Here is a 21,847-nt window from a genome sequence, read left to right on the forward strand (position 1 = left end):
GGAGATCGGGAGGGACCACGTGCCGTTCAGCAATTGCTGAGCGAATGACGTGGTCCTTTTTTTGTTTTTTTTGCGGAAATATCAAGGGGATAATTGGGAGGTTCAAGAATGACAGAAACATTCTCGTCAGCACACCGGACCGAATATTTGCAAAGCATGGAGAATGCACATTTTGACGTATTAATTATTGGCGGCGGAATCACAGGCGCAGGGATTGCATTGGATGCAGCTTCACGTGGATTGAAGACAGCGCTGGTAGAAATGCAGGATTTTGCAGCTGGTACATCCAGTCGTTCGACCAAACTTGTCCATGGCGGATTACGTTATCTGAAGCAATATGAAGTGAAGATGGTCGCGGAGGTAGGACGGGAGCGGGCTGTCGTTTATGAGAATGGGCCGCATGTGACCACACCGGAACCAATGTTGTTACCGATCTACACGGCAGGTACGTTCGGCGGATTCAGCACATCCATTGGTCTGATGGTGTATGATCGGCTCGCCGGGGTGAAGCGCAGTGAACGGCGCCAAATGTTGAATGCTGGAGCGGTGTCAGATAGTGAACCTTTATTACGGAAGCAGGGGTTATTGGGTGGGGGACTCTATGTGGAATACCGGACTGATGATGCCAGGCTCACTATTGAGGTCATGAAAGAAGCTGTGAAACATGGGGCACTGGCAGTGAACTACGTCAAGGCAAACGGTTTTCTGAAGGAGAATGGCAAGATTACCGGTATTCAGGTTATAGATCAGATCGATGGGCTGAACTATACGCTCAAAGCAAGCAAGGTAATCAACGCTTCCGGCCCATGGGTAGATAGTCTTCGGGAATTGGATGGTTCACGCCAGGGTAAAACGCTTCAGATGACCAAAGGCATTCATTTGGTCTTTGGTGGTGAACGATTCCCATTGAGGCAGGCTGTCTATTTTGATACACCAGATGGTCGGATGGTGTTTGCTGTCCCACGTGATGGCAAAACCTATGTAGGAACGACCGATACCGTATATCGGGATGATCCTGCACACCCGCAAATTTCCGACTCGGATCGTGATTATGTGATTGATGCAATCAATGGCATGTTTCCAAGTGTACACATTGGTACCAAGGATGTGGAATCCGGCTGGGCAGGTGTGCGTCCACTCATTCATGAGGAAGGCAAGAATCCTTCTGAAATTTCACGTAAAGATGAAGTTTGGGTCTCCGATTCCAATCTCATTACGATTGCCGGGGGCAAGTTAACCGGATACCGTAAGATGGCCGAGATGGTCGTTGACCTGGTCGCACGTCAGATGGAGCAGGAGAGCGGATATTCCATAGGCCCATGCGTAACGAAGAAGATGCCCATCTCGGGCGGTGACGTAGGGGGTTCGGCTGGATTTGTATCGTACGCGGAGCGCAAAATCAAGGATGGTGTCGCTCTAGGGCTATCTCGACCTGCCGCAGAGCGGCTGGTTCGCACGTATGGTTCCAATGTGAAGGCACTGTATGAGCGAATGCCTGATCCCCGTACCAAGGCTGAGCTTCATGGCATGCCACAGGAGCTACTGCTGATGTTACAATATGCGATTGATGAAGAGATGGCTGTAACCCCTTCTGACTTTTTGGTACGAAGAACAGGAGATTTATTTTTCCGAATTGATGAGGTCCGTCGTTATAAGGCATCGGTTGTCTCTTATATGGCTGGGCGTTTGAACTGGTCGGAAGAGCAAGCGATCAAGCATACACAGGAACTGGATCAGCTGTTGCTGGAAGCATCCGGCAAAATCTGAGGCAGGATTTCAGGGTTGCGAGTCGAATGGAACATGTAAGCGTGTAACATAGAGAGGGGATTACATCCATGACATTGCAGATTGGAATCATTGGAACAGGCTGGTTCAGTAAGGTGCATGCGGATATTCTTGCACGGATGGAAGGTGTTCGTGTCGCGAGTGTCTGTGGAACAACGTTGGAAAAGGCAGAGGCGATGGCTTCAGTCTATGATGCTGTTGGTTACGGGGATCTTGAACATATGCTGGATGGTGAGAAGCTGGATGCGGTGTACATCTGTGTTCCTCCGATGTCTCACGGATCGATTGAGTCCGAATTAATTCGTCGTGGTATTCCATTCCTGGTGGAGAAACCTTTGAGCACTGGAATGGACGTTCCGCGTCAGGTGTTGAATCAGGTGCAAAAGAGCGGATTGTTAACCTCTGTTGGATACCATTTCCGTTATCAGGAGGCTGCGCAGGTACTGCAGCAAGCGATGAAAGAACAGACGGTCGGCATGGCTCTTGGCCGCTGGATGGGTGGCATGCCAGGGGTTGCTTGGTGGCGGCGTCAGGAAGGTTCGGGAGGACAATTCGTTGAGCAGACTACACATATTGTAGATTTGCTTCGGTATTGTGCAGGAGAAGTTACGGAGGTATATGCTGTAGCAGCTCAGCGAAGCATGCATGAGAAGCATGAGCATGTCAGCGTTGCCGATGTGGCGAATGTGACGCTCAAGCTGGAAAGTGGAGCGATTGCAAGTATCGCCAATACCTGTCTGTTGCCTGACGGAGAGGGCGGCGCAGGACTCCAGTTCTACACGGATGCAGGTGTGTGGGATTGGACGCCGGAACGTTTGCTTCTACCAAGTGCGGCAACACATGCGATGGCAGGCCTGGAGATTCCGGCAGGACATAATCCATACGAGCGTGAGAACGAAGCGTTCATTCACGCCCTGCGTACGGGAGACCGTTCACGAATTCTATCCGATTATGCGGATGCCTGCCGTACACAGGAGATTACGACGGCGGCATTGGCATCGGCAGATTCCGGTCTGCCCGTAAAGCTTCAGCCTTCGAAGCATCTCTCTCATTAATCAAAGTTGAACGTAATATAAATACGCCTGAATCGGGAACTGATCCGCAGATCAGCCTGATTCAGGCGTATTTTGTGATTACTCGGATTTCTGCTGTTTCAACCAGTCGGAAGACCAGCTGTATATCTGATCAATGACAGGTTCAATGGCTCTGCCTTTGGGTGTTAATTCATACTCTACACGAGGAGGAATCTCCGGGAACATGTGCCGGGTTACGATACCTTCCGTCTCCATTTCCTTCAATCTCTCCGATAAAAGTCGTCCACTGATCGCCATCTCTGCTTCAAGCTCCGTAAACCGTTTGGGTCCAGACAACAGTTGGTACATGATTAACAGTACCCATTTCTTACCTATGATGTCTATGGCCTGAGTGATCATACAGGGACTTGGTGCTTTTGCTTTTCTCAGTTTCAACGTATATTCACCTCGATTCATGATCATTTTCTACGCAGTTGTATATGAAAGGACATGGTTTCTGCCACTCTTGGAATGGTAGAAACATTCAAGTAAATGAAATGAGGGTTACTACAAAATATACTGTAACATACCTTTTGTATGTATTATACATCATACGGTGAAAAATTACTTGAAGAAATTATATTATTATTATATACTAACTTCATAAAAGTAAGTTGGTAATAAATAATACGTATAGTATGAACGCGTACTATTTTGAAAATGGAACTGGACTGAACGATTAAAAACAGAGTGACCTTTGGGAACTTTTACATAGATTCTTTTTTTACATTGTGCAGCAAAAATAGCATTACATAGTAGGAACATATAATTTGTCACAGGAGGATCTACATATGAACAAAATTTTGGGTTATATTTTTCTGGTTGTGCTTGCAGGTGTGTTTGTCATGACGGGATTTAATAAAATTAGTGGAGCAGACATGATGATTCAGACATTTGAAAGTTTCTCTTATCCAACATGGACCATGTATCTGCTCGGCGCTGCCGAGCTGCTTAGTGCAGTCGGACTGCTGATTCCACGGACTCGTATCCTGGCTTCTGGCATACTGACATTCATTCTGATTGGAGCCGTGGGAAGTCATATAATCTATGCACAATATGCTGCGGTTCCATTCCCGGCTGTGTTGTTGGTAGCTAACATTATTGTCCTGATTGTGGGCATGCGCAGATTGGAAGCGGAAGAAGAAGGTCAGATGGATACAATTCAGGCATAATTGAGAGATAAGATGCCTATACAGAAGATGACCACTGCCAATAAGCGGTGGTCATCTTTTTATGTAAGACTTCGTTTGGCACGTGTGATGATTCGCAGTGTATGTTTGGTCTCGGACTGCTGAATCCAAGTGGCACAGACCTGCCGGACCCACTCGGGATTTGTTTTGCCGGCATCGTTCAGCCAGTTGCTTACCGAATCTTGCACATACTTATGAGCATCGGATTTCACCGCGTCAAGCAAGGGAAGGGCCATGGTCGGATTTTCTTTTAACTCCTGAATATGCTTGGCCCAGACGCCACGAGGTCTGATGGATTCTATAGCAAAGCGACGGATCAGTGGATCAGGGTCAACGCTCCATGGGATTAACTGCTGCAGGGCTAAGGATAATTCGGCAGAGATGGACTCCCGTACAGCCATCCAGGCGATTTCTCTCACACCAAAGTGATGATCTGCTGCAAAGGGCCGAATATGCTCCAACTTTTCAGTCAGGTCCAGACCGGAATCCAGCCCAATAATATAAGCCGCCCAGCAGCGTACACTGTCTGAACGATGCTCAGCAATGGAACGAAAGAGATTCGTGCGTTCATAGATGGGTAGACGATTCAACAGATTAAGCCATTGCATACCAATGGCCGGAATGATTTTCATAATCCGATGCTCATTCATCTGTTTTAATTGCTCCATAATTTCTATCGTTTCAGCATCCATTCCCCATTCATGGGTAACCTTCTGAAAAAGAAAAACATGATCTACTGCCAGCCATTCGGTCAGATTGACCGATTCGATCTGTCCTGCTTGTAGCCCATTGCGGATGTGCTCTGGGATTTCCGCTGCTTTACGGGCACCTTTGCGAAGAAGAATGGCTTCAGGGATCAACAGATCTGATTTAGCATCCAACGGTATACTCCTCCTTGGTTGTATAGACTTATGCGTTATACAATACAACTTGTCGGAGAACAGGGATGTAAGGCAGCTTACAACTGGGAAGTGATGCTCCGAAGGGTAGCGATTTCGTCACGATGAAGGGAGACTGATTTGAATCCTGTGCGAATACGACCTGCTCTTGCTAACTCTTGCATGGCCACGGTGACCGATTCCCGTGTGGCTCCCGCCATCCAGGCAATCTCCTGATGGGTAAGTGCGAGTTGAATCCGGCAGTACTCATCTTCTTCGATCGACCCCATCTGTTCAGCCAGCCGAAAGAGATTGTGTATCACCTTTTCATGCAGGTTTCCGAGTGCGAGCGTCTGTGTCAACTCGCTCATTCGCTTGATCCGATCGCTTAGCAGATTCATCAGTCTCATCATAAATTGTGGATGTTCAATCAGAAACTGCTCAAAACGGGGCTTGTCCATCAGGCAAATGTCACACGCCTCCATCGTTTCAATATAAACGGCACGTGTTCCGAGTGAGATTCCGTTCATCTCTCCAAATACGTTACCTTCCGTCAACATATCGAGCGTGAACTGCTTGCCCTCCGGGTTCAATGTATATAAACGAACCTTTCCCCGTTTTACAAAATAGAAACCCTCCGTAAATGTATCGGGTGTCTGGATCAGTCTGTTTTTAGCTATGGTCGTGATGGAAGTCATCGCATCCATCTCAATCAGATCTGCCTCGGACAAACAGGACATGAGGTCGAACTGTGATAAATACAGAATTTTATCCATAAGACTCCTTCCTTTACGATATGAATATAAAAAAAAGAAGAACCCACGAAAAACAACGGGTTCTCTTGCAGCGGGACTTCCTGAGTTGGAAGGTCTTCTGACTATAAATGATCGAATGCCATTTGATTATAGTAACTTTTTTAATTGAGAGACGCGTCCTTGGCTGATGCCAAGCTTTTCCGCAATTTGCTGTTGAGCCAAACCAGGATTCTGTTCAACAATTTCTTTCATCTGTTGCAGCATGCGTGCCGTTTTCGGTCGCAAATCTGGATATTCTTGGTTGTCAGCTGTGGTCCCTTCTTCCCTAGCGGGAGATGAGACAGAGGCGGATTTGGAAGCAGGACGCTCCACGGGTGCAGGAGCCTGTTTGTTCTGAGGTACGAACCAATCGGGAGAGTCATCCGGGTGTTTTAATTGAATTGCACAAGTCCGGCAGATGAATTGTTCTTTGAAATACATTTCCGTATCCACGTCACCGCAAAAAATACATAATGTTGATTTGTACTTTCGTAAAATCAACTCTTTCCCTTCAATGAAAAACTCAAGCGGATCGCCGATATGGATTTCCATCGTATCCCGCATTTCTTTGGGAAGGACAATTCGTCCAAGACGGTCCAGAGATCTCTTCATTCCGGTTCTTTTCATCGCATCTCCCCCGCAATATTCACAATTAAAACCTGTCCTTATTGTAAGGAAGAAAGGGCTTTAATACAACAATAATATTTCAAAAAAGTGGGATAATTCCATCTATTATGGGAAAATAAGTTTGGAAAGGATCGGTGCAACGGCTAAAGTGAATAATGCGGCGAGCACCATGGAGATGCTGGAGATGGTACCTGTCAGGGAACTCAGTTCAAACGCTTTGGATGTTCCTGTGCCATGGGCACCGGTTCCAAACAGTGTGCCTCGTGCAATCTCACCGTCAATGCGCAGCATTTTAACAATAGAAGGGCCCATAATTACTCCGAGCAGACCGGTCATAATGACAAAAACCGCGGTAATTGCCGGAATTCCCCCAATCGTTGCGGATACGTTCATCGCAATTGGAGTGGTAATGGAACGCGGAATCAAGCTATGGATCAGGCCTGAATCCAGTTGCAGCCATTTGGCAAGCAGGGCAGAAGACAGCACGGCAACAACCGATCCGGTCATGACACTGAAGACAATCTCGGAAATATGTTTTTTGAGTACATGGAAAAAGGTATAGAGCGGTACAGCAAAAGCCACGGTGGCCGGTTGAAGTAACAGACTCAGCCATTTGCCACCACTGCTATACGTGGTATAATCCGTTCCTGTTGCGAGCAATATGCCGACGACAAGCAGCGGCGTAATGAGCAACGGAGATAGATACACTTTTGGCAGATTACGATACATTCGTTTGGCTACTGCATAGATCCCGACGGTTAACAACAGGCAGAGAAATCCAATCATCCGGTGTGACGCTCCTTTCGTTTCGCAATTCGTGTAGCAACGAGTCCTGTGCAGGACATGACCAGAAATGTGCTTAGTAGTACGATGAATAAAATCTGCAATCCGTCATGCTCCAACATGGGCATATAGTTCATGATGCCAACGGCCGACGGGATGAAGAATAATAGTAGTTCTCCAAGCAGCCATGCAGCTCCAACTTCAATCCAGCGCAGCTTCACGACACGAGTCTGAAGCAGAATGAATAGCACAACCATACCGAGAATCGAACCCGGTACAGGAAGATGGAGAGTACGGGCCAGCAGGTCCATAAGTAGTGAAAAAACCATTAATAGCGCAACCTGCGCAATGCCAAGGCCCCATTTTTTCACTTCAATCCCTCCTTGTATCATCAACGTTATCGTTTATTTTTTTTGAAAATGTTTCATTTGATATCATAAATTTTACATGGCATTCTTTCATGAGTAAAATGCATATTAAGAATGTTTACTATTCCATTTATCTATGAGAGGTGGGGATCAACGATGGATATCCGCCATTTGCAATATTTTCTGGAAGTTGCCCGACAGCAAAGCTTCACCAAAGCCGCTGAAGTACTGTATATCACCCAGCCTACCATCAGTAAGACGGTCAAGAGTCTTGAAGAGGAATTGGGTATCACGTTACTTGACCGTTATGGGAAGAAAGTTGAACTGACCGATGCAGGCCATGTTTTTTTTCGGCAGGCGCTTGAGATTGAAAAATCATTCCGCAATCTGTCATCCGAACTGGACGATCTGATGAACTTGAAGAAAGGCCATCTTCGCATTGGCTTGCCACCGATGGTGGGGTCCAGCTTTTTCCCCATGATCATCGGCGAATTTCACAAAGCCTACCCGCAGGTGACCATTCAGCTATTTGAGGATGGGGCCAAAAAAGTGGAGGCCGATGTGATTAGCGGTGCACTGGATATTGGCGTTGCCGTACTGCCAACCGTGGACGAGCTGTTGGATCATTTTGTTTTTGTGAAAGAGAAATTGAATCTGCTTGTGCACCCTTCACATCCACTTGCGGGTAAAGAGTCGGTTGCGCTGCATGAACTCGAAAATGACGCCTTTGTGTTGTTCCGGGAGGATTTTGCGTTGCATGATCGGATTATTGTGGCCTGCCAGCATGCGGGGTTCCAGCCGAGGGTGGTGTATGAGAGCTCTCAGTGGGATCTGCTCAGCGCCATGGTTGCCGCCAATCTGGGTGTAGCTTTACTGCCGGAAACGATCTGTCGTGAGGTGGACCACATGCGCGTGCGCATTATACCCGTGGTAGAACCGGTGATTCCATGGCAGCTCGGCATGATTTGGCGGAAGGACCGCTATCTGTCTTTTGCCACGAGAGAATGGATCGCGTTCACACAGTCGATGCTGGGTGAGTAAGGGAGCGATCGGAAGGTTATTCTGTGGTTGTAGTGCCCAGTGTAAATACTCTTTTGTTGACCCCGGATCGTTGTTACAATGGAAGCATAATTATGGTGGAGGTGTATGAACATGAAACTGCGGGTATCCGCTGTACAATACCAATTGCACACAATCAGCTCGTTTGAGCAGTTCGCCGCTCAGGCGGAGCATTACATACGGACAGCAAGTGAATATGGAACTGAATTTGTGCTGTTCCCGGAATTTTTCACAACGCAATTAATGTCCATTGGGGACGAACAAGGCAATGCACTGACCATTGAGGATCTGCCGAACTTTACGGAGCAATATGAAAAATTGTTCACGTCACTTGCTGCCAAGTACGGTATGCATGTCATCGGGGGAACCCACGTCATTCGACGTGAGGGGAAGCTGTATAATACAGCCCACATGTTCTACCCGGATGGTCGCATCGCGCGCCAGGACAAGATTCACATTACACCAACCGAAGTTCAGGAATGGAATATGGCTCCGGGGAATGGACTTGAAGTGTTCGATACGGATAAAGGCCGTATTGCCATGCTGACCTGTTACGATATTGAATTCCCGGAAATTGTGCGCATGGCCAAAGCCAAAGGCGCAGACGTGATCTTCTGTCCTTCCTGTACGGACGATCGTCATGGCTTCTACCGTGTGCGTTATACGAGTCATGCCCGCGCAGTGGAGAATCAGGTGTATGTTGTGTTAACCGGAACGGTGGGTAACTTGCCGACGGTTGATTTCATGCGTGCCAACTATGGACAAGCTGCAATAATTACGCCGAATGATATTCCGTTCCCGCCACGTGGCATTCTGGCCGAGGGTGAGCTTAACAACGATATGATCGTGACCGCCGATCTGGATCTGGACTTGTTGTATGAGGTACGCGAACGTGGATCGGTAACGACCTGGCGTGACCGCCGTACCGATCTATATACCGATTGGGAGTAGGCGACTCCATTTATAAATGAACAAGACATCGAAACATCTATCAGAATTCATTTGTCAGTGGGAAAGGGGCGATCCGGCAACATGTATACGAAAGAAATGCTGATCACCGACCCGGAGCGGAATGGTAAAAGGGTAAAAGTGGTCGTCCGCAATTACATTGCAGCCGACTTTGAGGAACTTATTCGCATTCAGGCGGAGAGTTTCCCTCCTCCTTATCCGGAAGAGCTGCTCTGGAGTCACGAGCAGCTCACCAGTCATGTGCAGCATTACCCGGAGGGTGCCATCTGTATTGAAGTCGATGGAGAATTGGCTGGCTCAATGACTTCGCTACGGATGCATTGGGACCCTGTACATCCAGCAAGTCATACCTGGGCCGAAGTCACAGATGACGGTTATATTCGTAACCATCAGCCGGATGGCAACACGCTGTATATTGTCGATCTCTGTGTCCGTCCGAAGTACCGCAAGTGGGGATTGGCTCAGTTGATGATGCAGGCGATGTACCACCTGGTAATTGCACAGGGGATGGATCGGTTACTCGGTGCGGGCAGAATGCCAGGTTATCATCTGGTTGCAGAGCAACTGTCTGCGCAGGAATATCTGGACCAAGTGGCTGTTGGGGAAAAGCATGATCCGGTGATATCGTTCCTGCTTCGTTGCGGCCGCATGCCAGTAGGTGTAACCGCAGACTATCTGGATGATGAAGAATCCTGCAATTATGCTGCCTTGATGGAGTGGCGAAATCCATTTCGATAAAGGTTGCTGTCTTGAACTTTCAAACCGCAGAAGTTATAGCGATCACAATTACAGATCAAGCCCAATTTTCAACGAACTATATACACGAATGATTAAAATACACATCCAACACAAGGAGGCATACATGCATGGAATTCACACGTATTACATCCATTAAAGATCCATTATTTGCTCAAATGCACAAGCTGATGCAGGAAATTTTCCCGCGGGAGGAAGTGCTGGACTTCCCCCTGTGGGAAGAACCGCTGGAAGATCCGGGTATTCGGGTGTTCGTGGCTGTCCATGAAGGACAAGTCGTTGGCGCGACAGAGTACCGTTATTACGAGGATTGGAACGTAGCCATGACGGACTTTACGATTATTGGGCGTGAAGGTCTGGGCATCGGCAGTTTCCTGGCGAATCACCGCAAGCGGGATCTGCAGAAGTTGGCCGCAGCCAACGGGAAAGAATTGTTCGGCATGTTTGCCGAAATCTATAACCCTTATCTGAGTCAGGATCATGAGTTTGGCGGAATCAAGCCGATGGACCCATATGTCCGTCGTGAAGTGCTGTCCCATCTCGGATACCAGCGTCTGGACTTCCCGTATGTTCATCCATCCTGGCAAGGGGACGGGGAAGCGGTTGGCGGATTGGATCTGTGCTTTATGCCAGGCGATGAGTCCCTCGGTGAATTGCCAGCCAGTCTGGTGGCTGATTTCCTGAATCGGTATTATGCGGTGCTACCGAACAAACCGCAGGAATGGCTTGCCATGGTAGAACAATTGACTGCTCGTAAGTCTGTTGCGCTACTGCCGTTGTAATCAGTTGAAAGACCCGAACCTGGACTAACCGGGTTCGGGTCTTTTTGGGTTTATTGTTCAGAACGAACAAGATACTCTTTTCTTTTATATGGGATATGTTACCATAAAAATGGAGGATATATGGTTATTTTCGTTTTTATTAAGGAGGGGATCAGATGAGAAAATACAGAATCTTGTTGATATGGATGCTCGTTTTATTTGTAACAGCCTGCAGTCCAAGTGACGATGCTTCACTACCAGATGTACAGGAGAATGAATGCAAGGAAGCCATAGATACCGAACAAATTCGGAAGGAAAATGAACTGCTGAAGGAGCAGGTACGGAACAACCAGAAGGAAAAAGACGAACAAGACATAAAAAAGCAGGAAGAAATAGAAAGTTTAAGAGAAACGCTGAACATCACGTTTAAACTGATAGCGGCAATGCAATCCAATAACTATACATATCTTGAATCGGTGTCTTCACCGAACATAGAAATATCACAGCATAACAATATCATTAGTTCAAAACTGGAACAGGGTGATTACGAAGTCCCTTTTCTGCATAACGTTAGCCTGAATAATATGGAGTACCGTGGATTTAATCCGCTGGATTCAGATCGTGTCATTTTACATATGGCTACAGTATGGTCTGATGGAAATGGTGCATTGGATTTCTATTTCATTCGTTCTGAGGAAGGCAACTGGCTCTTTGATGGTCTGCTCACGAATGGATAGGCAACTAGTCTGGCTCTGTACAGATAAATAGCGACCATTCCGTCTCCGTCTATGTAAGAGAGGAAGGTCGCCGCATGATGAGTTCGAGTGAAAGATAATTATGGTGTAGCCTTTCGATCCGGTAGCTGGCTCAAATAACTGTTGGACAAGTGTGCAAGATCCAATGCTCGATCATATTGATCCTTCGTTATAAACCGTGAAGAAGAAACCTCACTGTTACTGGATGTAACTATTGCTGGAGGTACCTTGCCCGCTGAAATCTGCGGCGTCTCTTCCAAAGGAATATTCATCTGCTGTTGACCGGAATCCTGTCTGCCCGCATCAGCTAGGGAATAATGCGCTCCGTCCCCGTATCCTTTCGCCGGTATGAAGAGAGAAGCATCGTTTAGAACCGACCCGGAAGGAAGGTAATATCTTTCGGGTAGAAGATTTCCGCCTTCACGCAACAAATCCTGTCCGAAGTGTAATTGGTCCTCCAATGATACGCCGGTGAGTCCCGCAATCGTTGGCAGAATGTCCACCTGACCTCCGATCTGTTCCAGCTGCACACCCGGGGTAACGCCCGGGGCGGAGATTATGAGCGGAATATTAATCATATCTGCTGATGTGTATTCCCGGCCATACAACTCTTTCATAAGGACTTTGTCATCCCGATCCAGTGAGTAGATGGGAAGCCCCAGGTGATCCCCGTACAAGACGAACACGCTATTTTCCCATAATCTCCGTTCTTTCAATCCAGCAATCAACTGTCCAACTGCCTCATCCGCATAATGCTGTGATATCAAATAATCACCGGGCAACGTATCCTTGTAACGTTCTGGCAGCGTCAGCTTCACCTTGTTTTTAGGCAAAGTGTACGGGTGGTGGGCTGACATAGAGATGATATGGGCATAGAAGGGATTGCCCGAAGACTGCATGGATTCCAGCTTATCCAGTGTTTTGGAATATAGCACTTCATCCGAGGCCGAAAAGGCGATTGAATCCTGTGCGCCGAAATAATCAATATCATAATACTGGTCGAATCCAAGTGCCTTGTATAACTGATCCCGATTCCAGAAACGAACATCATTTGTATGGAATGTGGCTGTCTGATATCCGTTTGCTGACATCAACTTGGGTAGACTCGGCAGCGCTTTATCCGCATATACAGTTGTTGCTGCCCCGTTCGGCGGGGTGTAGAACGATGTATTCACAACGAATTCTGCGTCTGATGTATTTCCTTGTCCCACTTGCTGATAAAAGTTCGGAAAATACAGGCTCTTTCTAGCCAATTCATTCAGGTTGGGCGTGATCTCTTGTCCATCCACCTCTAATCCAATCAGAAAGTTCTGAAACGATTCCATCTGCAACATAATCACGTTGCGTCCGCTCGCTGCACCCTGTTCCACAATCGCAGGAAATTCGGTCGTTTGCTTCAGTTGGTCAATTTCAGCCTGATCAATGTGTGCAATGGGCACAAGATCCTCAGGTCGATCCAGAATGGTATACGCCTCGTAACCAAGAATGCCCATCTGTTCTGCTTGTGTAAGCTCACTCATGCTAGCCCGATTGGGATATATGTTAAGCATGCACAGGATCATGGACAAGGTCAAAATGACCGAAGCAACCCGTCTTCTGGCATGTCGTTCAAGTGGAATGCGATTTGGTCGTTCTGTACTCCCCAGCTTGATCCGACGACGAACGAGTATCCCCCCAATGATCAGAACATCTGCAAAAATAAACAAATAATAGGGATCCAGCAAAGAGAACATGCTGCTCTTGACCGAAGTCACCTGATTTACCTGTGCCAGCGCGTGATAGTTAACGATTACACCATAATATTTGTAGTACATGATGGCTGCAAAGAAAATGCCTGAAAGCAGCAAATTCATGGCAAGATACATCCACATCCGCCGCTTGGTGGCAAACCACTCAATTAGACAGAAGCCGATCCAGATGAGAGGCAATTCGGTCAGCAAAGGTTTCCAGACAGGAATGTCATCGAAGATAACAATCCAGGCCAATGAGCTTTTGATCATCATGATGATGGTAAAGAATATAAAAGGTCCGCTTAGAAATCGGGTGAGTGAACTGCGTGACAAGGTACCGCCTTCCCTTCCGAAGTTTCATTTAACAAGTATTATCCTATCTCGGCAAGGCTGTGTCAAAAATCAAAGCCTTCCACCATTGACGGCAAAAAACCTCTTCCACGCAGGAAGAGGTTAGAGAAAGCATGGGCTACTGCGATAAAAGCCGGATGCGGATCAATCCGTTATTCAATAGTGTACGTTGTGACGTAAGAAGGTCTGGGGAACATGGTGGGCTTCTGTGCAGTCAGCCCTTCGCTTGTACTGCGGTTTCGGTGAGCGTGACTATAGGCTTGGGATTCCTGCCAGCCTTTGAAATGTTCCTCGGACTGCCACAGTGTAAGTACGACATACGTATCATCCTTGAGAGGACGAAGCACACGAATACCGACAAAACCAGGCTCGTCTTCTACCTTGCGGGCACGATTCTTGAACCGTTCTTCGAAATCATTACGGCCATCCTCTGTGACAGGGATATTGTTGAGAACAGCGTAACCTCCGCCAGTCCAGGAGCCTGCGGCATCGAAAGCTTCATATGCGGATACCTTATCATCAGACTCGATATTCATCAGGCGTTCTGCGGATTCAATCGCCAGACGCACATGCTCTTCGCTTCGCAAAGTGAGATGCGGGTACGCAGCAAGTGCATCCGGAATCGGTGAAGGAACCAAATAGATATACATAGAAGCTGCCTCCTCATTAAGTACATTCTATCTCAAGATAGCATATGAGATTGTGCGAGTCCAATCGGCGGATCAACTGGTTTGAGCACGTCTTTTCATGATAAAGTATAGTCACTACATACAGAACGGGTGATCGTATGACAACAACAATTCGGATATCGGTTAGACCTTTGGTGGAGTATGTGTACCGCAGTGGCAGCATACGTCCAGGGTTCCGGAACAATGCCTCGATGCAGGAGGGGACTCGAATCCATCAACGGGTACAGAAGGAGTACACGGAAGAGGATCTGAAAGAGATTGTGCTCGAAACTGAGATCCAACATGGGGATCTGACCTATGTGGTGGAAGGGCGCTGCGATGGCCTGATCCGGTTGGAGGGTCAATTGACGGTGGATGAGATCAAATCGACTGCGGGTAATCTGGATGATCTGGGAGAGGGTCTTCCAGTACACTGGGCGCAGGCCATGATGTATGCCTATATGTACGCCGCTCAGCATGATGAACCACGTATGCAAGTACAGCTGACGTATGTGCATTCGGTGACCCATGAAGAAAGGCGATTTCGCCGAATGGCAGAAAGGCAGGAGCTGGAGCAGTTTGCGGCAGAAGTGATTGCCGGTTATGCGCCGTATGCGGAGATGATCGCTGCATATGAAGAAAAGCGTGATATCAGTGTGCGGGAGCTGCCGTTTCCTTTTCGCAAATATCGGGAAGGACAACGAAAGCTGGCGGGAGCCGTATACAAGACGATCCGTGAGGGTCAGGGATTGATGGCTAAAGCACCAACAGGCATTGGCAAAACGATGTCCGTGCTATTCCCTACGGTCAAAGCCATTGGCGAAGGCGAAGCCAGCCGACTGTTCTATCTGACCGCGAGGACGACGACACGGGTGGCGGCAGAAGAAGCTTTTGCCCGGATGCAATCGGAAGGATTGAAGATGCATGTGATCAGTCTGACCGCGAAGGACAAGATATGTTTTAAGGAAGAGGAAGCTTGTGATACGGGACAGTGTGGCATGTGCGAAGGATATTATGACCGTATTAACGGGGCCGTGCTGGACATGCTGGAACATGAGACGTTGATGACACGTCCGGTCATCGAGCAGTATGCGCGCAAACATCGGGTGTGTCCGTTTGAGTTCTCACTGGACGCGGCGTATGCAGCTGATGCGGTGATCTGCGATTATAACTATATTTTCGATCCGCGGATCTCTCTGAAACGAATGTTGGAAGAACAGAAACGCAAGACGGTGTTACTGGTGGACGAGGCACATAATTTGGTTGATCGTGGTCGAACGATGTTTTCCGCGGAGCTGGAAAAAGCAGTATTTTTGGATGTGAAAAGGGAGTTCCAGTCGCTGGACAGCAGTGTGCCTGCTGCCAAAGCCATTGTTGACTACACCGGGGCCATTGATAAGTATCTGATTACCCTTCGGAAAAACGGCGGAGAAGAAGGGAAGATCATCCAGCAAGAGGCGCCGGAGGAACTGATTGAACGACTGGAGCCTTTTGTCATGGTCGCGGAGCAGTGTCTGGTTGAAGGGGGTTCGGGGAATGCCGAGACGGATCAACTGCTGCTGGATGCTTACTTCACGGCACAGAATTTTCTGCGTATTGCCAAGCTGTACGATGAACGTTTCATCACATATGCAGAGTGCGTACGAAGTGAAGTGCGAGTAAAATTGTTCTGTCTCGATCCCTCGGTACTGCTTCGTCAGACAGCCAAAGGATTCCGCTCCCTCATTCATTTCTCGGCTACCCTGTCACCCCTTCGCTATTATCGGGATATGCTGGGTGCAGAGGAAGAAGATTATACATTGCAGATTCCCTCACCATTTCAGCGTGATCAGTTGGATGTGAGACTCATGCCTTTATCTGTGCGTTATAAAGACCGGGAGCAATCCCGGCGACCCATTGCGGAGATGCTGCAGCAGCTGGTAAGCGAATGGCCGCGCAGCAATCTGATGGTGTTCTTCCCTTCGTATCCTTATATGCGCGAGATCTATGAGACCTATGCACAGCTTCCAAGTGAAGCAGATACGGTCATACAGAAGCAGGGCATGAACGAACTGGAACGGGAGCAGTTTCTGGATGGATTCCAGCCAAACCCTGAACGAACACGATTGGTGTTTGCCGTCATGGGTGGTGTATTCTCGGAGGGTGTCGATCTGCCGGGAGACCGCTTGAATGGCGTTGTTGTGGTAGGTGCGGGGCTGCCGCAGATTGGCCTGGAGAATAACGTATTACGTGATTACTATGATCGGACAGGACGCAACGGATTCAATTACGCTTATATTTTCCCAGGGATGAACAAGGTACTGCAGGCGGGTGGACGGTTGATTCGAACGGAAGAGGACAAGGGCGTGTTGGTGTTGGTCGACGATCGTTTTATCCAAGAACCGTATCGTTCTCTGCTGCCCGAAGAGTGGCGGGACTATAAACGAATTTAATATTGCATATTCAAAGCAGTTCCAATGGAATCAGGCAAATGCTGAACCAAGAATTAAATATTTTTTTTCGATTTTCTTTCCTTTATATGATTGAAGGGTAGGGTGAAAGGGTTATAACTTGGTTAGCAACGAACGAACAACGGCGATTACCCTATCCGTTCCGCGGTCCGCTTCGAAAGCAATCAAGGAGGTCGGTTATAATGAAGAGAAATCATACCATGATGCAGTTTTTTGAATGGCACTTGGCTGCAGACGGAGATCATTGGAAGCGACTGGCTGAAATGGCCCCGGAACTAAAAGCCAAAGGCATTGACTCGGTATGGGTACCACCCGTAACCAAGGCAGTGTCAGCAGAAGATACAGGTTATGGTGTATATGATCTGTACGATCTGGGCGAATTTGATCAAAAGGGTACCGTGCGGACCAAATATGGCACCAAGCAGGAACTGGTGGAGGCCATTGCTGAGTGTCAGAAGAACGGAATTGCCGTCTATGTGGATCTGGTCATGAATCACAAGGCCGGAGCAGATGAGACGGAAGTGTTCAAAGTGATTGAGGTTGATCCCAATGATCGAACGAAGGAAATTTCTGAACCGTTCGAGATTGAAGGTTGGACCAAATTCACATTCCCGGGTCGTGGTGATCAATACTCCTCCTTTAAGTGGAGCTCCGAACATTTCAACGGTACGGACTTTGATGCCAAGGGAGAGCGAAGCGGTGTATTCCGCATCGCAGGTGAGAACAAGAACTGGAATCAGAATGTCGATGATGAGTTTGGCAACTACGATTATCTGATGTTCGCAAATATAGATTATAATCACCCGGATGTGCGGCGCGAGATGATCGATTGGGGGAAATGGCTAATTGACACCCTCCAGTGCGGAGGTTTCCGGCTGGATGCGATTAAGCATATCAACCACGAATTCATCAAGGAGTTCGCAGCAGAGATGATCCGCAAACGCGGTCAGGATTTCTACATCGTTGGTGAGTTTTGGAACTCGAATCTGGATGCATGCCGTGAATTCCTTGATACGGTAGACTATCAGATCGACCTGTTTGACGTGTCTCTTCACTACAAGTTGCATGAGGCTTCGCTCGCAGGCAGAGACTTTGATCTCTCCAAAATTTTCGATGACACCTTGGTGCAGACCCATCCTACCCATGCCGTAACCTTCGTAGATAACCATGACTCCCAACCTCATGAAGCGTTGGAATCATGGATTGGCGATTGGTTTAAGCCGAGTGCCTATGCGTTGACTTTATTACGTCGCGATGGTTATCCGGTTGTATTTTACGGCGATTATTACGGCATTGGTGGTCCTGAACCTGTGGATGGCAAAAAAGAAATTCTGGACATTCTGCTGTCTGCCCGCTGCAACAAGGCATATGGGGAGCAGGAAGATTACTTCGATCACGCCAATACGATTGGCTGGGTGCGTCGTGGCGTAGAGGAAATCGAAGGTTCCGGTTGTGCGGTGGTCATCTCCAACGGGGATGATGGTGAGAAGAGAATGTTCATCGGAGAGCATCGTGCCGGTGAAGTCTGGGTGGATCTGACGAACAGTTGTGAAGATCAGATTACCATCGAGGAAGACGGCTGGGCTACCTTCCATGTGTGCGGTGGAGGCGTCTCGGTATGGGCCCTGCCTGAGCAGAATGAGGACTGCGCTGACGCTGAGTAACAATATATAGGAAAAGAAAAGATGCACCGATGGATGATATGAATAATGGTGTATAGATAGATCGTTAACCACCCGAGCAGGAGAGATAGCACTCCTATGTTCAGGTGGTTTTCTGCATTTTTCTATGGATTACTAAAACTCCAACTCAACAGAAACTCCTAACGAACTCAGCCCGCCTTATTTGCACCGAATTAGGCTTATTGTAATTCTAACGAATCTCAGTAACCTTATTACTGCCAAAAGTGACTTTAATAGCGCCAATTGGAGCAACATCACCAGATTAACGCGTCTGAGATTCGTTAGAATATTGAAAACTCGGATTTTAGCCGAATAAGGCCAATCAGATTCGTTAGCTTAACGTGGGTTAAGAAAGGAATCAGCTTAGATTTAACAGCAGGACAAGGTTATCACTTTTCAAAATACTGATTCATCGTATCCCACATTTGATTGAACTCACTTCGTTCCATTGAAAATGCCTAGGCTTTTCTTCTCAGGTTTATGATTTTACCTACGCCAGTTTAAAGGATTCCAGCGTACCAACCATCCGCAAATCATGCTCGCGGTTGAACTGTTTCCGTTTCTCCGCATCCGCGTACTCATCATGAAAATGCATTAAGACGGTTTTCTTTCTCACTTCGGCAGGCAGTTGCTCCAGATCTTTCAGGGAGGTATGAGATTTGATCACCAGATCATGCATATGACATTCATGGAAAATCAGCTGCACATCAGCGGCAACCTGCTCCACCCGCTCCTGATCGAGCGTACTGTCTGCACTGTAATAAAAGTAAGGTTTGGCGAGCAATCCATTGCTGACCATACCGGGAACATGCTGCGTTCGAAACGTCTCAAATGTCACACCGCCCAGCTCAAATGTGCCTCCATCTGGCACGGGGACGACATCGTAGTAATCACTCATGGTACGTTCACCATCCGTTGTGTATCGCATGCCGGGGGATAGAATGTTCCAGAGCGGATCTACCAATTGTTCGTGGATGAACAGACGGGGTTTGCGGTCGCCCACGATCTGTGCGTAATAACCCAGCATCTGTACACCATTAATATGATCTTCGTGTAGATGTGAAATGAAAACATTGTGGATATCGGTCATGGGAAATCCATATTCCTTAAGTGCTTTGGCATTTGATTCCGGAAAATCAATGACCAGATGCGTGTCTTCGAATTCAGCCAACATACTATTGTGGTGCTGCTCCACGCTGAACATATCTCCTGTGCCGAGAAAAGTAATTTTCATTCAAATTCATCTCCTTGTGTGATCTTCAGATCAGCATCCTTGCGTTAAATCCAGTATACCGTGTTCCCGGATATATGCCTAAATCAACCTTTTTTGATAACGCTATCATTTTATATTGAACTTTGATGGCAAACAGTGTAGCGTAAAGATGGGAAGTGAACCCATATGAACGTAAACTCACCTAAAGGGAGCGTGCGAGGCGAATGAAATCTTTTCTGGATGAACAATTTTTGCTGCATAATGAAACGGCGGTCAAGTTATATGAGGATTATGCCAAAGACATGCCGATTATTGACTATCATTGCCACCTCAGTCCTCAGGAGATCTACGAGAACAAAACCTTTGGCAATCTTACAGAAGCCTGGTTATACGGTGATCACTATAAGTGGCGCCTCATGCGCGCGAACGGAATTGAAGAGCAATATGTGACTGGCGGCGAAGGCGTAACCGATTACGATCGTTTCCTGGCTTACGCCAAAACAGTACCCATGATGATTGGTAATCCGCTGTATGCCTGGTCTCACTTGGAATTACAGCGATATTTCGGCGTCTACGAAGTATTGAATGAGTCAAGCGCACCGGCCATCTGGGATAAAGTAAATGCCAAACTGAACAGTGACGGATTCGGTGCACGTGATCTGATTACCAAATCCAATGTCACTGTTGTGTGCACAACCGATGATCCTACCGATTCTCTGGAGTATCATCTAAAGATTCAGGAGATTGAAGGCTTTGATACGGCGGTATTGCCTTCTTTCCGCCCAGATAAAGGACTGGAATTGAACCGGGATACATTCACCGAATGGGTGGGCAAGCTGTCGCAGGCATCTGGCACTGCCATTTCAGATTATGAATCCTTCCTTACTGCGCTGGAGTCCCGGGTGGAATTCTTCCATTCCGTCGGTGGCAGAGTCTCTGACCATGCACTTGATTATGTTCCTTACGGTGTGGCTACGCGAGAAGAAGCGGGTGAGATTTTTGCGAAGGCACTTGCAGGTCAGAAGGTAACTCGTGAGGAAGAGGACAAGTATAAGACGGTCACATTGACGTTCCTCGGCAAACTGTATGCAGAGCGCGGTTGGGTGATGCAATTTCACATTAATGCAGCCCGTAACAACAATACACGGATGTTTGCCAAGCTTGGGCCGGATACCGGTTATGACGCCGTGAATGATACACCACTGTCATCAGCAATGATTGGATTGCTCGATGCGTTAGAACAGCAGCAGGCGTTACCCAAAACGATTCTGTATTCCTTAAATCCAAGGGATAATGAAGTCCTTGCAGCGATCATCGGCAGTTTCCAGGGCGGTGGTATTCCAGGCAAAATTCAGCTTGGTGCAGCATGGTGGTTCAATGATACGAAGGACGGCATGCTCGCTCAGATGAAGGCACTGGCGAATGTGGGTCTGCTCAGTCGATTTGTCGGTATGCTGACCGACTCACGCAGCTTCCTGTCGTACACACGGCATGAGTATTTCCGCCGCCTGGTCTGCAATCTCATTGGTGAATGGGCTGAACAGGGCGAAGCACCGCAGGATATGGAGCTGCTCGGTCAGATCGTACAAGGCATCGCCTACAACAATGCAAAAGAATATTTCCCGTTTGCCTCCGTGCTTAAAACGGTCTCTGCTTCAAAGTCTTGATGCTTATATAAAAAAGCTCCCATGTCTTACCCCGGGTCATCATCCACCGGAGTATGGAATGGGTGCTTTTTTTTTGCGGGTTTTAATCATGGCATTGCACACAATAAATATAACAAGCTCCAATGAAGGCACGATGACTAAACCCGTAATCATGCACATTTGGACTCTTTGATGAGGGGGATATTGGTTATTTTTAGTTGTTTGACTTTCGCTATACGCCGTAATATACTTAGTACACCTAATTAATTGAGTGTCTATTTAATTGCAATACTATTTAATAGATGTCCT

20 protein-coding genes are annotated in these 21,847 nt (G+C 47.5%); 11 read left to right on the top strand and 9 right to left on the bottom strand.

The window, feature by feature from the left end:
- Window positions 1–108 precede the first annotated feature (108 nt).
- Both MHH93_RS23980 and MHH93_RS23985 read left to right on the top strand, forming a co-directional pair.
- Complete coding sequence (locus tag MHH93_RS23980; protein ID WP_500056069.1) at window positions 109–1,767, top strand: glycerol-3-phosphate dehydrogenase/oxidase; 1,659 nt, start codon at window positions 109–111, stop codon at window positions 1,765–1,767.
- Between the two features lie 68 nt (window positions 1,768–1,835).
- Window positions 1,836–2,840, top strand: a complete 1,005-nt coding sequence (locus MHH93_RS23985; protein ID WP_500056070.1) for a Gfo/Idh/MocA family protein — start codon at window positions 1,836–1,838, stop codon at window positions 2,838–2,840.
- A 78-nt stretch (window positions 2,841–2,918) separates the two neighbouring features.
- Here the strand turns inward: MHH93_RS23985 and MHH93_RS23990 are convergent, their stop codons facing one another.
- A complete protein-coding gene (locus MHH93_RS23990; RefSeq protein WP_026081419.1) occupies window positions 2,919–3,218 on the bottom strand; it encodes a winged helix-turn-helix transcriptional regulator in 300 nt (99 codons plus the stop codon).
- Window positions 3,219–3,649: 431 nt separating this feature from the next.
- Here MHH93_RS23990 and MHH93_RS23995 point away from each other — a divergent pair, with 431 nt between their 5' ends.
- Window positions 3,650–4,030, top strand: coding sequence for a DoxX family protein (locus tag MHH93_RS23995; protein WP_500056071.1), 381 nt, complete (start codon window positions 3,650–3,652; stop codon window positions 4,028–4,030).
- A 59-nt stretch (window positions 4,031–4,089) separates the two neighbouring features.
- On the opposite strand, the gene MHH93_RS24000 is transcribed toward MHH93_RS23995, so the two are convergent.
- The 5 genes from MHH93_RS24000 to MHH93_RS24020 form a co-directional block, all read right to left on the bottom strand.
- Entirely contained in the window at window positions 4,090–4,929 is an 840-nt protein-coding gene (locus tag MHH93_RS24000; protein WP_500056072.1) for a DNA alkylation repair protein, read from the bottom strand.
- Between the two features lie 77 nt (window positions 4,930–5,006).
- Window positions 5,007–5,702, bottom strand: coding sequence for a Crp/Fnr family transcriptional regulator (locus MHH93_RS24005; protein WP_500056073.1), 696 nt, complete (start codon window positions 5,700–5,702; stop codon window positions 5,007–5,009).
- Between the two features lie 126 nt (window positions 5,703–5,828).
- Entirely contained in the window at window positions 5,829–6,347 is a 519-nt protein-coding gene (locus tag MHH93_RS24010; RefSeq protein ID WP_076209663.1) for an AbrB/MazE/SpoVT family DNA-binding domain-containing protein, read from the bottom strand.
- Between the two features lie 105 nt (window positions 6,348–6,452).
- Complete coding sequence (locus MHH93_RS24015) at window positions 6,453–7,133, bottom strand: LrgB family protein (RefSeq protein WP_440391168.1); 681 nt, start codon at window positions 7,131–7,133, stop codon at window positions 6,453–6,455.
- Complete coding sequence (locus MHH93_RS24020; protein ID WP_017691758.1) at window positions 7,130–7,501, bottom strand: CidA/LrgA family protein; 372 nt, start codon at window positions 7,499–7,501, stop codon at window positions 7,130–7,132. Before MHH93_RS24020 ends, MHH93_RS24015 begins: the two co-directional genes overlap by 4 nt.
- A gap of 153 nt (window positions 7,502–7,654) precedes the next feature.
- Between MHH93_RS24020 and cidR the strand changes: the two genes are divergently transcribed.
- The 5 genes from cidR (at window position 7,655) to MHH93_RS24045 (ending at window position 11,780) form a co-directional block, all read left to right on the top strand.
- A complete protein-coding gene (cidR, locus tag MHH93_RS24025) occupies window positions 7,655–8,539 on the top strand; it encodes a cidABC operon transcriptional activator CidR (RefSeq protein WP_339298442.1) in 885 nt (294 codons plus the stop codon).
- Window positions 8,540–8,650: 111 nt separating this feature from the next.
- Complete coding sequence (locus MHH93_RS24030; RefSeq protein WP_500056074.1) at window positions 8,651–9,508, top strand: carbon-nitrogen hydrolase family protein; 858 nt, start codon at window positions 8,651–8,653, stop codon at window positions 9,506–9,508.
- Between the two features lie 81 nt (window positions 9,509–9,589).
- Window positions 9,590–10,264: a GNAT family N-acetyltransferase gene (locus MHH93_RS24035; protein ID WP_500056075.1), complete on the top strand. Its 675-nt coding sequence runs from the start codon at window positions 9,590–9,592 to the stop codon at window positions 10,262–10,264.
- A 128-nt stretch (window positions 10,265–10,392) separates the two neighbouring features.
- Window positions 10,393–11,064 carry a hypothetical protein gene (locus MHH93_RS24040; protein ID WP_047840815.1) on the top strand — a complete coding sequence of 224 codons (672 nt, stop codon included), beginning with the start codon at window positions 10,393–10,395 and terminating at the stop codon, window positions 11,062–11,064.
- 155 nt (window positions 11,065–11,219) lie between these two features.
- Complete coding sequence (locus MHH93_RS24045; protein ID WP_500056076.1) at window positions 11,220–11,780, top strand: hypothetical protein; 561 nt, start codon at window positions 11,220–11,222, stop codon at window positions 11,778–11,780.
- 98 nt (window positions 11,781–11,878) lie between these two features.
- Here the strand turns inward: MHH93_RS24045 and MHH93_RS24050 are convergent, their stop codons facing one another.
- Window positions 11,879–13,861, bottom strand: a complete 1,983-nt coding sequence (locus tag MHH93_RS24050; RefSeq protein ID WP_500056077.1) for an LTA synthase family protein — start codon at window positions 13,859–13,861, stop codon at window positions 11,879–11,881.
- Window positions 13,862–14,031: 170 nt separating this feature from the next.
- Window positions 14,032–14,529: an antibiotic biosynthesis monooxygenase family protein gene (locus tag MHH93_RS24055; RefSeq protein WP_500056078.1), complete on the bottom strand. Its 498-nt coding sequence runs from the start codon at window positions 14,527–14,529 to the stop codon at window positions 14,032–14,034.
- 137 nt (window positions 14,530–14,666) lie between these two features.
- Between MHH93_RS24055 and MHH93_RS24060 the strand changes: the two genes are divergently transcribed.
- Window positions 14,667–16,979, top strand: coding sequence for an ATP-dependent DNA helicase (locus MHH93_RS24060; RefSeq protein WP_500056079.1), 2,313 nt, complete (start codon window positions 14,667–14,669; stop codon window positions 16,977–16,979).
- A 200-nt stretch (window positions 16,980–17,179) separates the two neighbouring features.
- Window positions 17,180–18,661, top strand: coding sequence for an alpha-amylase (locus MHH93_RS24065; protein ID WP_500056080.1), 1,482 nt, complete (start codon window positions 17,180–17,182; stop codon window positions 18,659–18,661).
- Window positions 18,662–19,169: 508 nt separating this feature from the next.
- On the opposite strand, the gene MHH93_RS24070 is transcribed toward MHH93_RS24065, so the two are convergent.
- Window positions 19,170–19,913 carry an MBL fold metallo-hydrolase gene (locus MHH93_RS24070; RefSeq protein WP_500056081.1) on the bottom strand — a complete coding sequence of 248 codons (744 nt, stop codon included), beginning with the start codon at window positions 19,911–19,913 and terminating at the stop codon, window positions 19,170–19,172.
- A 203-nt stretch (window positions 19,914–20,116) separates the two neighbouring features.
- On the opposite strand from MHH93_RS24070, the gene uxaC reads away from it, so the two are divergent.
- Window positions 20,117–21,559 (top strand): glucuronate isomerase, encoded by a 1,443-nt coding sequence (gene uxaC, locus MHH93_RS24075; RefSeq protein ID WP_500056082.1) that lies wholly within the window; start codon window positions 20,117–20,119, stop codon window positions 21,557–21,559.
- Window positions 21,560–21,847: the final 288 nt, after the last annotated feature.

Source organism: Priestia sp. FSL H7-0729 (assembly GCF_038005685.1).
Classification (GTDB): domain Bacteria; phylum Bacillota; class Bacilli; order Paenibacillales; family Paenibacillaceae; genus Paenibacillus.

What these genes read in the sequence shown, in the direction of transcription:
- MHH93_RS24040 (WP_047840815.1), top strand. Translation starts at nt 10,393, where the DNA reads ATGGAATTCACACGTATTACATCCATTAAAGATCCATTATTTGCTCAA.
- MHH93_RS24065 (WP_500056080.1), top strand. Translation starts at nt 17,180, where the DNA reads ATGAAGAGAAATCATACCATGATGCAGTTTTTTGAATGGCACTTGGCT.
- MHH93_RS24060 (WP_500056079.1), top strand. Translation starts at nt 14,667, where the DNA reads ATGACAACAACAATTCGGATATCGGTTAGACCTTTGGTGGAGTATGTG.
- MHH93_RS24070 (WP_500056081.1), bottom strand. Translation starts at nt 19,913, where the DNA reads ATGAAAATTACTTTTCTCGGCACAGGAGATATGTTCAGCGTGGAGCAG.
- MHH93_RS23980 (WP_500056069.1), top strand. Translation starts at nt 109, where the DNA reads ATGACAGAAACATTCTCGTCAGCACACCGGACCGAATATTTGCAAAGC.
- cidR (WP_339298442.1), top strand. Translation starts at nt 7,655, where the DNA reads ATGGATATCCGCCATTTGCAATATTTTCTGGAAGTTGCCCGACAGCAA.
- MHH93_RS23985 (WP_500056070.1), top strand. Translation starts at nt 1,836, where the DNA reads ATGACATTGCAGATTGGAATCATTGGAACAGGCTGGTTCAGTAAGGTG.
- MHH93_RS23990 (WP_026081419.1), bottom strand. Translation starts at nt 3,218, where the DNA reads ATGATCACTCAGGCCATAGACATCATAGGTAAGAAATGGGTACTGTTA.
- MHH93_RS24055 (WP_500056078.1), bottom strand. Translation starts at nt 14,529, where the DNA reads ATGTATATCTATTTGGTTCCTTCACCGATTCCGGATGCACTTGCTGCG.
- MHH93_RS24015 (WP_440391168.1), bottom strand. Translation starts at nt 7,133, where the DNA reads ATGATTGGATTTCTCTGCCTGTTGTTAACCGTCGGGATCTATGCAGTA.
- MHH93_RS24030 (WP_500056074.1), top strand. Translation starts at nt 8,651, where the DNA reads ATGAAACTGCGGGTATCCGCTGTACAATACCAATTGCACACAATCAGC.
- MHH93_RS24010 (WP_076209663.1), bottom strand. Translation starts at nt 6,347, where the DNA reads ATGAAAAGAACCGGAATGAAGAGATCTCTGGACCGTCTTGGACGAATT.
- uxaC (WP_500056082.1), top strand. Translation starts at nt 20,117, where the DNA reads ATGAAATCTTTTCTGGATGAACAATTTTTGCTGCATAATGAAACGGCG.
- MHH93_RS24045 (WP_500056076.1), top strand. Translation starts at nt 11,220, where the DNA reads ATGAGAAAATACAGAATCTTGTTGATATGGATGCTCGTTTTATTTGTA.
- MHH93_RS23995 (WP_500056071.1), top strand. Translation starts at nt 3,650, where the DNA reads ATGAACAAAATTTTGGGTTATATTTTTCTGGTTGTGCTTGCAGGTGTG.
- MHH93_RS24035 (WP_500056075.1), top strand. Translation starts at nt 9,590, where the DNA reads ATGTATACGAAAGAAATGCTGATCACCGACCCGGAGCGGAATGGTAAA.
- MHH93_RS24005 (WP_500056073.1), bottom strand. Translation starts at nt 5,702, where the DNA reads ATGGATAAAATTCTGTATTTATCACAGTTCGACCTCATGTCCTGTTTG.